This window comes from Nitratidesulfovibrio sp. HK-II (genome assembly GCF_003402415.2).
GTDB lineage: Bacteria > Desulfobacterota > Desulfovibrionia > Desulfovibrionales > Desulfovibrionaceae > Cupidesulfovibrio.
Window position 1 is genome coordinate 701,049 of sequence record NZ_AP036014.1, and the last position, 12,573, is coordinate 713,621.

Sequence of the window (12,573 nt, forward strand, 5' to 3'; positions counted from 1 at the left end):
CCTAGTCGTCGCCCGGCAGCGGGCGCCTCACGCCGGGCACCACGGCCACGCCTTCGGCCACGTCATGGCCGCGCCCGGTCAGGGCGGCCACGGTCAGGTCGCCATCCTTTCCTGCGCCGGTGGTGGACACGAGTCCCTGTTCCTCCAGCCACGCGAGGTCGGACAGCACCACGTCATGGCTGACGGCGTGGCCCAGGTCGCGCAGGGCGGTGCGCAGCACGAAGTGATTGGCCTCTCTGCCGGGCGCGCCGGACAGCAGGCGCAGCACGCACAGGCGGCGGTCTTCGGTAAGCAGTTTCTGAAACGACATGGACACTCCTATCGGTCACGCCCGTTCTTGGTGACGTGGTAATCGTTCAGCATGGACACCTGGCGGGACACGGATTTCAGCAGTTCCGCCTGACCTTCGGCGCGGGCGTTGGCCGCCTTCAGCTCGCCGCTGATCTCGGCTAGCTGAACCATGACGGTCTGCATGTCCTTGGACGTGGGGGCTGCTTCCACTGCCCCCTCCAGCCCTGCGACGCGCGTGTCCACTCCGGCCAATTGCGCATCAACCTTGCCGTGGCAGGCACCGCAGTCCGCCCTGGACACGTATTCCCGCCGCAAGGACCACATCAGCCAGGCCAGCAGCCCCTGCACCAGCAGCACCACCAGCGGCACGATGACGCCCGCCCACTGCACAACCAGATCAGCGTTCATCCGCGCCCCCTTCGTCAGCCTGCCCGGCCTGGGCCTGCTGATCGTAACAGCGCAACGCCGCCTCCAGGAGTTTGACGTGGGTGCGGATCACCTGGTGGCGCGCCGTCAGCGCGTCCACATTGCCCTGCCCGTCGAACGGCGCATTGCCGTCCACGCGCCCGGCCATGGTGGCCAGCTGGTCCGCCGTCATGTCCGGCGGGTGGGGGCACGGGGTCATCACGTGGCGCACCGTCAGCACGGTGGGGGCCTGCGGCGGCGCGGTGGCGCAGCCCGCCGCGCTACCAATCGTTAAGCATATCAGCAGCAGCGCGGCGCGTCGCATTGTCCACCACCTTGGCGGTTTCTTCGGGGGTTCGGGGGCGCGGGGTGGCGCTGGCCAGCATGGCCCGGCGCGCGGTCTCGCGTGTCACGTACTCGCGGTGCAGCGCCTGCGTGGCGTTCACCTGGCCGGACAGGGCGGCAATGGTGGAATTGCTCATGCGCTGGTCGGCCAGCAGCAGGTTGTTTGCGGTGATCTTCGTGGCCAGCTCCGCCCGGGTGGAGTTGTGCGCTGCCTGCTCCACGGTCAGGTCTGTGCGTGCGGCTGCCAGATCGCCGCGCAGCCACAGCGCCCAGCCCAGCAGGGCCAGCACCACAAGCAGCGCGCCCCCCGCGCAGATGGCAACCAGGTGCGCCTTCAGGGTGTCGGGAATGGGGATCATCTAGAAACCTCCGGTGTCCATGTCGCGCGGGGCCGGTACCGGCTCCTGCGCGGGTGCGGTGGCGTCAACACCGGGCGAGGGAAGCGCACCCCAAACCCCTCCGGAACCCAACTCGAAACGGCTTTGCGCGGCCTTGGCCCCGCAGGCCATGCCGATCAGCGAGACTTCCGGCCATCCGATGGGCAGGTAGCGCCCTTCCGCCAGCATGCCGATGATCCACGCGCCCAGCACGATGATGCAGACCAGCACGGACATGATCCGCATGCAGCTGGTGCCGCCCGTGTGGTCGCAGAAGGCATCGCCCACCAGGGCGGCGGCGTGGGCAAGGGGGCGCATCACGCCCACCCCTCGGCGGCCAGTTGGTGGCACCACCCGCGCAGGCTGCCGGTGCGGGACAGCCAGCCCCGCAGAAAGGCGCGGTAGTCCACCACCTGGCCGTCCGCCAATCGCTTGGGCGGTCGGCTGGCCAACTCGCGGTAAAACTGTTCGCGCGCGGTGATGACGATGTCGCAAACCGCAAGCTGCCCACCGCCCATGGCTCCACACAGGGCCTGCACGCGGGCCAGAGTCTTGCCGCCCAGGTCGCCATCCACCATCAGTTGGTCACGGCTCACGGTGTTGCACGCGGCCTGCATCTGGCGCACGGCGCGCGGCGCACCCTGGTTGACGGCGGCGTCGTAGACCGCCACGGCCACCAGCGGTGGCAGCAGATGCACGCCGGGCGCTGCCCAGAAATGTTGGTGGAACAGCTGCGCCGCCACTTCGGGCGTAACAGCGCGGATGTCGTCCTGATCGATGTCGCCGTCGCCGTCGATGTCCGCGCCAATGGAGCGCAGCCAGCGCAGCGATACCCCCCGGTTGGTGATGCCGCCGGGGTCGGACGGGTGGTCCACCAACCCGCCTTCCCAGCGAGCCACAAAGGCTTGCGCCCTGTCGAAAATGTCTTGCATGTCTCCTCCCTTGTCTGCCCTTCGGGCATGACAAGGCCCACCTTAGGTGGGCCTGTGGGAGCGCGTCTTTTAAAGGGTATGAAAACAAGAAGCCCCGCCGGAGCGGGGCTTGAGGGTGGGAATCAGTTCAGCGGTAGGTGTAAAACTGGTCCGGCTTCAGGGGTTACCCTATTCAGGCATAGAGCCTGACATCCACGTTTTGGAATTATCAAGCCTTTCCCATCGTCAGTCACCCCGAAAAAACAGGTGTGCCCGAATACCATGTAGTCTACCGGAACAGAGGACTTCTCCATGGGTACGGAGAACACGAGATTCGCATAAACCCCGTTGAGTTCAGGGAAACCCATCTCTACACCTTTGAACGTCAATGCGTCATAGTATCTATCAAGGCCCGGACACGCCTTAAGCATCTTCGGCCATGCCTGTGCAAGCCGCTCGCGGGCTTCCTGCGGCACGCTATCCGCAAGTTGCGGCAACGTTGGGGGCTTCCTGCTCCGCTCTGCCACCTGCCCTAGCAAGGCGACGATGACAAGAAAAGCGAACGCCCCCCAGACCAGTTTCCGAGCCTTTGGCGACTGCCAGCTATTTTCCATGTCAGCCTCTCCAAAAACAGCCGACCGTCGGCTGTTTTACTTTTTCGCATTTAGCATTTTCAGTGCGTTGCAAGAATAGCCTACCTGTAAAACAGCCGACGCGTCGGCTACTTCGCCTCCCGGCACCACCATATCACTCTGCCGATCAGCATAAGGCAGCATATTAGCGGGTGCGCTTGGCCCTTCGAAATTCCCACGGTGGCATGGGGGCTGGTTCGCTCCACAATCCGGCACGGGCAGATTTGGCGCGCATCTCATCCTGCTTCCACTCAGCACACCACACCGCGCGACAATATCTGTCGTAAACCCACGCCATCCCGTTGATCACCAGCGCGCGGTTAAGGCTTGTCCCGTCTACGGTTTCGACAACACCAACCACGCGCCCGTAACGGTCGATGTCCATGTCCTCAACCGTGACCATTTTCCCATAAACGACCGAACTTGTGTATTGCTTTGCTCTCGTTCCAAAGGGCTGCGACGATTCCGGGCAATCCACACCGTACAACCGCACCTTCACGGTCGCCATGTCCGCATCCAGAACGGTAACGGTGTCGCCATCGCTAATGCCGATCACCTTACCCGTCCATGCACTGGCATCACCAGCACCAAGGATAAAGAGCAGTAAGACCACAAGTAGATTGGGCATGCCGTCACAACCCTTCGCATTCAAAAACAGCCGACCGTCGGCTGTTTTGTTTTTTCGCGCCCAGTATTTTCAGCGTGTTGCAAAAACAGACCGCCTAAAAACAGCCGACGCGTCGGCTGTTTTGCGTCGGCTACTTCGCTTCCCTACACCACCAGATCACCCTGCCGATGACGCGCACCGTGTCGGCCAGATCGCCGCGTAACGGTACTTCAATGGGGCTATAGGTCGGGTTGATGCTGGACAACACCAGCGTGCCGGGAACCAGGTCCAGCCGTTTGACCAGGACGCCGTCCTCAATGCCGACAGCGTAAATGGCTCCTGGGACAATCCGTTGTTGCGACTGGTCAATCAACACCATGTCACCGTTGCGGATCTCCGGCTCCATGCTGTCGCCGACCACATCCATAAGGACCATGCTGGAGACTTGCCCCTTGTGCGTCAGCCAATCCGACCGAAAGGCGTAGGCCCCGACGCGATCTCCGTTAGTCTCCAGGCTTCCTCCGCCTGCGCTGAGGGTCGCCCGGACCTTGGGGATCATGACCACATCGCAGTCGGTGCAGACAACGGAAACAGGTGCCGGGCGCTGCACCTCTCGCGCTTCTGTCGGGCGCAGTCCCTTTTCATCCCCAAGCAACAGCCATGCGGGGGATGCACCCGTCTTGGAACAAACGAGCGCCGCAAAGTCAACATCAGGGGTACGTTCGTTCCTTTCGTAGTTTCCCAAAGCCCGCTGGCTCACGCCAATGCGTGCCGCGAACTCCGCCTGCGTCTCGTTGCCCCGAAGCTGCTTGAGCCGGTCACCAAAAGTCATAACGCCCCACAGGCACGAACGAGAAAAATACTCGAACGTGCTTGACTGATTTTCTCGTTTGTGCCAATTCTGGAGGCACGGACGGGGTAACAAGTTCACCTGACATGAGCACTGTACCCCGCCCCACCAAGACGGGTCAACGTCGCTAGCCGGAACTGTTCGGACAGAACTCCGGGCAGGACGGCACCACTTCGGACGGTGTGACCAAGGGGAATGGGACGGTGAAAACGCCTCTGCAACTCTCCCTCTTCGAGGAAGCCAACAGCCGCACCATGCAGGTGGCTGGGTTTGTTTCCGCCATCAAGGCCGCCATGTTCCGCGCGGCCCGCGATAGCGCCATGTCGAGAGAGCAGATCACGGACCGCATGAACGACGTCGCGCTTGCCGCTGGCGTGCGCATGACGCAGGGCCGTGCCCGCACCATCTCCCAAGACACCTTGGACAAGTGGCTGTCCGCAGACGACCGCGAGCATGTGCCCTCCATGCTCGCGGTGCATGTGTTCTGCGCGGCCCTTGGCAGCATCGCACCCTTGCGGGTGTGGCTGTCCTCATTCGGGTGCGACGTGATGACCCCGGCAGATCGGAAGCTGCGCGACTACGGGCAGGCCTGCATCGAGGGCAAGGTGCGGGCCAAGTCCAAACGGCGGCTGGAAGATGAACTGTTGGACCAGGAGGCTTTACGATGATCACCCAATCCGGCCTGGGCAAAGACCGCGATCCGTGGGCGCTGCGCAAGTTCCTTGCGGAGACGGGGCGCAGCATGGCCGACGTGGCGCGGGCCGTGAACACGCCGCGTCACAAGGTGACCGGCACGGTGCGCGGGGTGGAAAACCACCGGCGCACGCTGGCCCACCTGCTGGCGCTGGGGTGCCCGCCCGAGGCGCTGTTTCCCCTGCTGTACCGCGACCCGGAGACACACCGGGCCACGGCCGAACGCCTGTTCGATGAACTGCGCGAGGCGGGCGCTCCGGAATCCGCGCTGCGCATACCCGTGCGCTCCGCGCACCGGAGGGCCGCCTGATGGAAACCCGCACTGACCACACCACCCCGTGTGCGCCCGGTCATGCCGTCCACGGCATGGAGCCGATGCGCCTGTACACCTGCCCCTCGTTCACCCCCGGCCACGTGATGATCCGCGTGCGCGGTGTGGCGGGTGAGGTGACCGTGTTCGCCCCGCGCGACAGCAGGGGCAACGCCCTGCGCGCCGCCCTGCAACTGGCCGGGGGTGCGGCATGAGCACCTTCTGCGTCATCGACGCCAGCCGCACCCGCCAGACCGGCTTGGCCGTGATGGTGTCGCGGCGGTCGCACTGGACCATGGACGTGGACGATGCCGCCCGCATGGGCCTGTCCGAGGCCAACACGCTGTGCGCCCGGCTGCACACCGACACCCGTGTGGTGGGGGCCGACGCCCTGCATGCCGCCGCCGTGCGCATGGTGCCCGTGGGCACGCACGCCGTGGCCGACCTGGGCCACCTGCTGGCCGACGCCGAGGCCGTCATCATCGACGTGGATGCGAGGGTAGCAGCATGACAAGCATCGTCCTGATCGGCGGCCTCGACCGCCTGCACGGCAAGTACCGCGATGTCGCCGCCGAACGCGGCGTGGACCTGCGCTGCTACACCGGCCGCGAGGCCGACCTTGCCTCCCGCGTGGGATCGGCCACCGCCGTACTGGTGGTCACCAGCGTCATCAGCCATCGCGCCGTCAACATCGCCAAGGCGCGGGTGGATACCCCCATCATCCGCCTTCGCGGCGCGGGCGTGGGGCACGTGCGCCGGGGCATCGGCACGGCCTTGCAGCAGTTGTCCGCGCTTGTCTGCCTGCTGCTGGTGCTTACCGGCTGCGCGCCGGACGCCCCCAACCAGCCCGACACCCCCGCCACCGTCACCCGCCTGTGCGAGGGCGGAATCCAGCACGTGGCCGTGCGGATAGGCTCCGCCTCGGCCCTGGTCCCCGTCCGTCTGGCGGACGGCACCCCGCAACCCTGTCCGGCCCTGTGCGCCGCGCGCTAGGAGCGCCCCATGGAAATGAGCCTCTGTGATGAACTGACGGAGATCATGTACGACGCCGACCTTGAACTGCGGGAGGCGTTGCCCTTGGGGCTGTTCCAGAACGCCCCGGAAGCGCTGGTGGACCTCTGCCATGAGCAGGAGCCGGAAGAGCTTTGCAGCCTGTTCGCCCTGCCGGAACTGGCCGAGGGGGTGTCCACCAGTCTTCTGCCCGACATCATCATCGGCAGCCGTTCCGGCCTGCTGCTGACCTTCCACCTTGGCATCCCCGAGGACATCGCGTTCGACGCGGATGGCGAGGTCGAATCCTATGGGACAGGCTGCTGCTCTTGGGTCATTCGCGTCTACGCGGACACCATGACCGACGGCGTGGCCCTTGCGCTGCGCGAGGCGGGCAAGCTGCTGGACGGGGCCTTTGATCGCGCCCGCAAGGAACAGGGGGCCTAGCCATGGCCGCCGACATCAAGACCTTCATCGCCGACGTGGACCGCATGCGCCAGTTGCAGCGCACCTACTTCCGCACCCGCGACCTTTCCGACCTGGACGCAGCACGCACGGCGGAGCGGCTTGTGGACGCCCAACTCGAACAGCTGACCGGGCGTCGCCAGCCGACCCTGCCGGGCATGGGAGGCCGCCATGGAAACGCCTAGCCCCTACGGCCACGACGAGCACATGGAAAAATACAGGGCCGACCGCGAAGCCCGCGAACAGGCCGAGCGCGACAGGCTGGCCGCTGCCCTTGGCAAGGATTGGAACCCCGTCCGCCCTGCGGATGTCCGCGCGTGGGAGGTGGTCGAGCCGCCCCGCTTCAAAAAGGACTACGTAGGTTCGTTCGTCCGCGTTCTGGACGTGCCCCGCCACCAGTACGGCGGCAACGCGCACGACGCGGTACCGGACAACGCCGTCATGCAGATTCGCACGCGCGTCACGGGGTACAGCAGCAGTGGCAAGGTGGTCCTAAACTGCGACTGGCACTGCCCCTGCTGTGGGCGGTCCCACGAAAAGATCATCGACGAATCCGCCATCGCCGAGGGCAAGGTGCACTTCCTCTCCCCCGGCGTGGAATCCAGCGGCCTGCGCGTGGCCTTCTATCTCGCGGCACCCTACACGCACGACGATCCGGCCATCCGCCAGCAGCGCTGGCTGGACGCCACCCGCGCCGCCGTGTGGTTGCGCCAGCAGGGGCACATGGTGCTCTCGCCCATTTCCATGGGCCATCCCATGGCCGTCATGGGCGTGGATGGTGATTGGCAGGCGTGGCAGGACACGTGCCTTGCCATGCTGGAAGCCTGCGCCTCCATGGCCATCCTGCAAACGCCCGGATGGGAACAGTCTGTCGGCATCGCGAAAGAAGCCGACCACGCCCACAAGATCGGCATGCCGTTGTGGCGGCTGGCACCCACGGATGATGGCCAGTACCGGCTTGAAGCCGCTGGCAAGGCGCGGTGGTGGTAGCCATGAGCGAACCTCTCCACCTCGCCCCCATTCCTGGGTTTGACGGCTACCAGGTGACGCAGGACGGCACGGTCACCGGCCCACGCGGGCGGGCGCTCAAGCCCAACCGCAGCGGATACGTGGGCATCTACCGCGACGGCAAGCAGATATGGACGCCCGCCTCCGAGTTGGTGGCCCTGGCATGGGGTACGCCCGCGAAAAGCGCCGCGCCGCAACCGGAAGCCGACGCGGCCCTGCTGGCGGAACTGGACCTGCTGCGCGAGGCCGTCGCCACCCTGGAAGCCGACCTGTCCACGGTCACCCGGCAGCGGGACAAGGCCCTGCGCCAGCGAGACGCGCTGGCCGCCACCCGCCTGATCGAGGTGGCGCAGCCCACGTCAAGGACGCGGAGGGTGCGCCAATGACCACGCAAACCACCGCCAACGCCGCCACCCGGCGCTGCCTGCGCATCGTGGAAATCCTTGCCGGGCGCGTGCTGGACGGCTTGTCCAACAAGGAACTGGCCGACGCCCTGGGCGCGCCGCCCCCCACCATTTCGCGCGACCTCGCCGTGCTGGCCGACATCGGCTGGGTGCAGCGTCTGGAAAGCGGCCGGTGGTCCCTGTCGGCCAAGCCGTTGCAGATCGCCCAAGCCTACTCGAACCACGTGGAGCGCACCACGCTCCGCATTTCCGAACTGAATCAGCGCATCGTGGCCGGTGCGCTCGCCCTCGGCGGCAACCAATAAGGAGCACGACATGATGACGCCCGAATCCATGACCGACGCCCTCAACGACGCAGCAGCCCCCAGCGCCCGGCGCGGCCGCCCGTCCACGGCAACCACCCCGGTGGAGCCGCTGCCCGACCTTCCCGGCGCGGTCACCGCATCCATCGAAGCCACCCGCACGGTGGCCACCACGCTGGCCGAGGCTGTCACCGCGCAGCAGGTGGAGGTGTCCGACATCATGGGCCGACTGCGTGCGTTCGACTACATGCACCAGTTTACCGGCCTCGCCCGCCTGAAGTTCCTCGCCGAGCTTAAAGAATCCAAGGCATACCGGGGACAGAAGGCCGTGACGCCTAAGGGCGAACTGGTGGAAATGACCAGTTTCGAGGACGTGTGCGCCGTTTTGGGAATCAGCGTGTCCAAGGCGAAGGAAGACCTTCAGAACCTTGCCATATTCGGCGAGGAGTTTCTGGAAGCCTCCCAGCGCCTGGGCCTCGGCTATCGCCAACTGCGCCAACTGCGGGCGCTGCCCGAAGACACGCGCCAACTGGTCATCGAGGGCGAAGAGGTGCGGTCAAACGATCCCGAAGCGCTGAAAGACCTTCTGGAAGACCTCGCCGCCCGCAACGCCACCGTCCGCAAGGAAAAGGAAGACCTGGCCGCAGACCTTGCCGCCCGCGACAAGGTGTTGGCCACCAAGAACAAGGCGTTGGACGAGGCGCAGACGGAGCTTGCCAAGCTCACCAGCCTGCCCCCGGACCAACGGGTGGTGCTGGAAATGGAGCGCGAAGCGAGCGCCCGCAAGGAACTGGACGCGGCGCTGCACGGTTTCATGGGCGCGGCGGTGCAGGGCTTCGCCGTCGCAAGGGCGGTGCTGGAAAACCGCGAAGCCAACGCGGCCACGTGCGCCTACATGCACGAGGCATGGAGCAACGTGTGCCTCCGGCTGGCCGATCTGCTGCACGAAAACAGCATCGACGTGGATTTCCGGCAGGTCGTGTACCCCAAGTGGCAGGGCGACGTGGACGGTAAGCGCGGTGACGCGACGGGCGACGACAGCGCCGAATAGGGGGGATGGACATGGACGCGCCGCGCCTCGAATACCTCATGCGCCTGAAGGCCAAGCTGCACGCAACCCCCGCCGAGAGCGGTGCGCTGGTGGACGCCGCCAGCAAGGCGCTGCGGTGCAGCGTGCAGACGGTCTATCGCCAGCTGCGCGCGGTGGGCTGGGAAAGCGGGCGCAAGACCCGCGCCGACCGGGGGCGCATCAGCGTGCCAGAGGAACTGGCCCGCGATGTCGCGGGTCTGGTCAAGGTGGCTACCCGCGCGCACGGCAAGCGGACCATGACCATCACCGGGGCCTGCGACATCCTTGGCGGCAACGGCTACGGGGTGGTCAACCCGAAAACAGGAGAGATCGCCATGCCCAACCCCACCACGGTGGCCCGCGCCATGCGCCTGCATGGGTGCCATCCGGATCAACTGGAACGCGGCAACCCCGCGCAAGAGTTGCGTAGCCTGCACCCCAACCACGTGTGGGCCATAGACGCATCGCTGTGCGTGGTTTTCTACCTGCCGCGCGGCAAGGTCCGCGTGGTGGATGACAAGGCGCTTTACAAGAACAAGCCTGCCAACCTGGAGAAAGCCGAGCGCGACAGGGTGTGGCGCATCGTGATCGCCGACCATAACAGCGGAGCGCTGTTCTTCCGGTACGTGCTGGGCAGCGAAGACGCCATGTCCGTGTTGGATACCCTGATACGGGCCATGGTGTACCGAGGGCCGCACGACCCCATGCACGGCGTGCCCTTGGTTCTGCTGTCCGACAAAGGTGCGGGCAACTGCTCCGGCCTGGTTACGCGCTGGCTGCGTTCGCTGGGCATCCAACACCTAACGCACATGGCGGGCAACCCGCGCGCCAAGGGACAGGTGGAGCAGGCGCAGAACCTCATTGAAACGCAGTTCGAGGGGCGGCTGTCGTGCATGCAGATCGCCGACCTCGACGCCCTCAACGCCGCCGCCGAACGGTGGCGCATCCACTACAACGCCAACGCCATTCACGGGCGGCACGGACGCACCCGCAACGAAGCGTGGCTGGCAATCCGCCAGGAACAACTGCGGGTTGCCCCGTCAGAGGAAATGCTGCGCGACCTCGTGGCCACCGAGCCGCGCGAGGTGAAGGTGACGCCAAAGATGACCGTAAGCCACGCCATCAAGGGCCAGAAGTCGCGCGACTACGACGTGCGCTACGTGGATGGCATCGTGGTGGGGCAGACGGTCAAGGTGGCGGTCAACCCGTACCGCGCCCCGGCGGTGGACGTGATCGTCACCAAGGCGGACGGCTCGGAAATCGTCACCACGGTGGAACCCATCCAGCGCGACGCGGCGGGCTTCAGGGTGGACGCACAGGTGATTGGCGAAGGGTACGCGGCTCTGCCGGATACCCGCACCGACACGTTGCTCAAGGACATCAAGCGCGAGGCCTACGCGGCCGACACGCTGGCCGATGCCGACAAGGCCGCCAAGTCCCGCACCCCTGCCTATGCGCACCTCGACATGCTGGCCGACACGCAGGACGCGCCCACCTACATCCCGCGCCGGGGCACGGCGCTGGACGTGGACGCTGCCCGCCGCGAGGTCGCGCCCCTGTCCCACGTCGAAGCTGCCAAGCAGCTGCGCGCCATGGTGGGCGAAAAGTGGGGGCCGGATGCCATGGCCTGGTTGCGCCAGCGTTACCCCGACGGGGTACCGCAGGACGCGCTGGAAGACATCGCGGCCCGTTTCGCAACCCCGGCCCCGGCGGCAGCCCCCGCGCCGCTGCGCCTGGTTGCCGCAGGAGGGATGTAGATGCGGCTGAAGCAACTGCTGGAAGGATTGGGACAGCCCCAGCGCGCAGTGGCCGACGCGGTGGGCATCAGCCCTGCCGCGCTCTCGGCCATCGTCACGCGGGGCGTGTGGCCCCGCCGCGACACCGAAGGCGTGAAGGCCCGGCTGCTGGACTGCCTGACGGATAACGGCGCGAGCAAGGCGGCGGCCCTTGCGGCCCTGAACGAAACCAAGCCGGGCAAGCCCGGCACCGAATCAATGGAGGATGACACCATGCTGATGCGCAAGCAGACCTTGACCCCCCAGGCAAAGCGGCAGTTCTCGCTGGTTAGCAATCCGTTTTCAGATGACCTGAATGGCCCCGAAGACGTGTGGCTGTCCGGCGACTTGCGCTACGTGCGCGAAACCATGCTCAGTACCGCGCGCCATGGTGGCCTGCTGGCCGTCATCGGCGAATCCGGCAGCGGCAAGAGTACGCTCCGGAAAGACCTCGAAAACCGGGTCCAGGCGGACGGCCTGCCCATCGTGCTGATCCAGCCCTACGTGCTGGCCAGCGAGGACAACGACAAGCAGGGCAAGGCGCTGAAGTCCATCCACCTTGCGGAATCCATCCTGTACAGCGTGGCCCCGCACGCCAAGTGCATGAGCAGCCCGGAGGCCCGGTTCCGGCAGGTCCATCAGGTGCTCCGCGACAGCGCCCGTGCTGGCCAGCGCCACTGCATGATCATTGAGGAGGCTCACTCGCTGTCGCACGCAACGCTGAAGCACCTGAAGCGGTTTCTGGAACTGGAAGACGGGTTCACCAAGCTGCTGTCCGTGATCCTCATCGGCCAGACGGAACTGCGCACCAAGCTCGGCGAGGCGGACAGCACCGTGCGCGAGGTGGTGCAGCGCTGCGAGGTGGTGGACATCAACCCGCTGGGCAACGACTTGCCCGCCTATGTGGCCCATAAGTTCCAGCGCGCAGGCGTGGATATGTCGAAGGTCATCGCTGACGACGCCCTGAAGGCGCTGGCCGACAAGCTGTCCGGCCCGCGCAGCAAGGGCGGGCGCGCCGTGTCGCTGGTTTACCCGCTGGCCGTCAACAACGCGCTGGTCGCATCCATCAATATGGCCGCGCACATCGGCGAGGCCCGCGTGACCGCCGACGTCATCAACAGCATATAAGGAGAGGGACG

Annotated in this window: 22 protein-coding genes; 13 read left to right on the top strand and 9 right to left on the bottom strand. The window is 66.0% G+C overall.

Translation table 11 applies throughout. The features are described from left to right. Position 1: 1 nt before the first annotated feature. The 9 genes from RVX_RS02640 to RVX_RS02680 all read right to left on the bottom strand — a co-directional run bounded on the left by RVX_RS02640 (position 2) and on the right by RVX_RS02680 (position 4,400). Positions 2-310: an ArsR family transcriptional regulator gene (locus RVX_RS02640; RefSeq protein ID WP_116308276.1), complete on the bottom strand. Its 309-nt coding sequence runs from the start codon at positions 308-310 to the stop codon at positions 2-4. Positions 311-318: 8 nt separating this feature from the next. After that, a complete protein-coding gene (locus RVX_RS02645) occupies positions 319-699 on the bottom strand; it encodes a DUF2730 family protein (RefSeq protein WP_116308275.1) in 381 nt (126 codons plus the stop codon). Further along, positions 689-1,021 carry a hypothetical protein gene (locus tag RVX_RS02650; protein ID WP_147307558.1) on the bottom strand — a complete coding sequence of 111 codons (333 nt, stop codon included), beginning with the start codon at positions 1,019-1,021 and terminating at the stop codon, positions 689-691. The genes RVX_RS02645 and RVX_RS02650 overlap by 11 nt, the downstream gene beginning before the upstream one ends. Further along, the gene (locus tag RVX_RS02655; RefSeq protein ID WP_116308273.1) at positions 978-1,400 is read right to left on the bottom strand and encodes a hypothetical protein; all 423 of its coding nucleotides are present in this window, start codon (positions 1,398-1,400) and stop codon (positions 978-980) included. Before RVX_RS02655 ends, RVX_RS02650 begins: the two co-directional genes overlap by 44 nt. Continuing rightward, complete coding sequence (locus RVX_RS02660) at positions 1,401-1,739, bottom strand: hypothetical protein (RefSeq protein ID WP_147307557.1); 339 nt, start codon at positions 1,737-1,739, stop codon at positions 1,401-1,403. It lies immediately after the preceding gene. Continuing rightward, positions 1,736-2,350: a glycosyl hydrolase 108 family protein gene (locus tag RVX_RS02665; protein ID WP_116308271.1), complete on the bottom strand. Its 615-nt coding sequence runs from the start codon at positions 2,348-2,350 to the stop codon at positions 1,736-1,738. The genes RVX_RS02660 and RVX_RS02665 overlap by 4 nt, the downstream gene beginning before the upstream one ends. Before the next feature lie 122 nt (positions 2,351-2,472). Next, positions 2,473-2,943: a hypothetical protein gene (locus RVX_RS02670; RefSeq protein ID WP_147307556.1), complete on the bottom strand. Its 471-nt coding sequence runs from the start codon at positions 2,941-2,943 to the stop codon at positions 2,473-2,475. A 163-nt stretch (positions 2,944-3,106) separates the two neighbouring features. Continuing rightward, complete coding sequence (locus RVX_RS02675; protein WP_116308270.1) at positions 3,107-3,589, bottom strand: thermonuclease family protein; 483 nt, start codon at positions 3,587-3,589, stop codon at positions 3,107-3,109. A gap of 130 nt (positions 3,590-3,719) precedes the next feature. Further along, positions 3,720-4,400: an XRE family transcriptional regulator gene (locus tag RVX_RS02680; protein WP_116308269.1), complete on the bottom strand. Its 681-nt coding sequence runs from the start codon at positions 4,398-4,400 to the stop codon at positions 3,720-3,722. 221 nt (positions 4,401-4,621) lie between these two features. On the opposite strand from RVX_RS02680, the gene RVX_RS02685 reads away from it, so the two are divergent. From RVX_RS02685 to RVX_RS02745, 13 genes are read left to right on the top strand one after another with little or no spacing between them, the layout of a single operon-like run. After that, complete coding sequence (locus RVX_RS02685) at positions 4,622-5,086, top strand: hypothetical protein (RefSeq protein WP_420192333.1); 465 nt, start codon at positions 4,622-4,624, stop codon at positions 5,084-5,086. Continuing rightward, positions 5,083-5,421, top strand: a complete 339-nt coding sequence (locus RVX_RS02690; RefSeq protein WP_420192332.1) for a hypothetical protein — start codon at positions 5,083-5,085, stop codon at positions 5,419-5,421. Before RVX_RS02685 ends, RVX_RS02690 begins: the two co-directional genes overlap by 4 nt. Beyond that, the gene (locus RVX_RS02695; protein ID WP_420192331.1) at positions 5,421-5,636 is read left to right on the top strand and encodes a hypothetical protein; all 216 of its coding nucleotides are present in this window, start codon (positions 5,421-5,423) and stop codon (positions 5,634-5,636) included. Before RVX_RS02690 ends, RVX_RS02695 begins: the two co-directional genes overlap by 1 nt. Then, positions 5,633-5,932, top strand: coding sequence for a hypothetical protein (locus RVX_RS02700; protein WP_420192330.1), 300 nt, complete (start codon positions 5,633-5,635; stop codon positions 5,930-5,932). Before RVX_RS02695 ends, RVX_RS02700 begins: the two co-directional genes overlap by 4 nt. Beyond that, positions 5,929-6,414 (top strand): DUF2325 domain-containing protein, encoded by a 486-nt coding sequence (locus RVX_RS02705; RefSeq protein ID WP_420192329.1) that lies wholly within the window; start codon positions 5,929-5,931, stop codon positions 6,412-6,414. Before RVX_RS02700 ends, RVX_RS02705 begins: the two co-directional genes overlap by 4 nt. Positions 6,415-6,423: 9 nt before the next feature. Beyond that, the gene (locus RVX_RS02710) at positions 6,424-6,858 is read left to right on the top strand and encodes a hypothetical protein (RefSeq protein ID WP_420192328.1); all 435 of its coding nucleotides are present in this window, start codon (positions 6,424-6,426) and stop codon (positions 6,856-6,858) included. Positions 6,859-6,860: 2 nt separating this feature from the next. Continuing rightward, a complete protein-coding gene (locus RVX_RS02715) occupies positions 6,861-7,061 on the top strand; it encodes a hypothetical protein (RefSeq protein ID WP_420192327.1) in 201 nt (66 codons plus the stop codon). Further along, a complete protein-coding gene (locus RVX_RS02720; protein WP_420192326.1) occupies positions 7,048-7,866 on the top strand; it encodes a DUF1937 family protein in 819 nt (272 codons plus the stop codon). The genes RVX_RS02715 and RVX_RS02720 overlap by 14 nt, the downstream gene beginning before the upstream one ends. A 2-nt stretch (positions 7,867-7,868) precedes the next feature. Beyond that, positions 7,869-8,270 (top strand): hypothetical protein, encoded by a 402-nt coding sequence (locus RVX_RS02725; RefSeq protein ID WP_420192325.1) that lies wholly within the window; start codon positions 7,869-7,871, stop codon positions 8,268-8,270. After that, complete coding sequence (locus RVX_RS02730) at positions 8,267-8,593, top strand: helix-turn-helix domain-containing protein (protein ID WP_420192324.1); 327 nt, start codon at positions 8,267-8,269, stop codon at positions 8,591-8,593. The genes RVX_RS02725 and RVX_RS02730 overlap by 4 nt, the downstream gene beginning before the upstream one ends. A gap of 10 nt (positions 8,594-8,603) precedes the next feature. After that, on the top strand, positions 8,604-9,641 hold the full coding sequence (locus RVX_RS02735) for a hypothetical protein (protein WP_420192323.1): 1,038 nt from the start codon (positions 8,604-8,606) through the stop codon (positions 9,639-9,641). Between the two features lie 11 nt (positions 9,642-9,652). Next, complete coding sequence (locus RVX_RS02740) at positions 9,653-11,416, top strand: hypothetical protein (RefSeq protein WP_420192322.1); 1,764 nt, start codon at positions 9,653-9,655, stop codon at positions 11,414-11,416. Further along, positions 11,417-12,562, top strand: a complete 1,146-nt coding sequence (locus RVX_RS02745; protein ID WP_420192321.1) for an AAA family ATPase — start codon at positions 11,417-11,419, stop codon at positions 12,560-12,562. It begins immediately after the preceding gene. Positions 12,563-12,573: the final 11 nt, after the last annotated feature.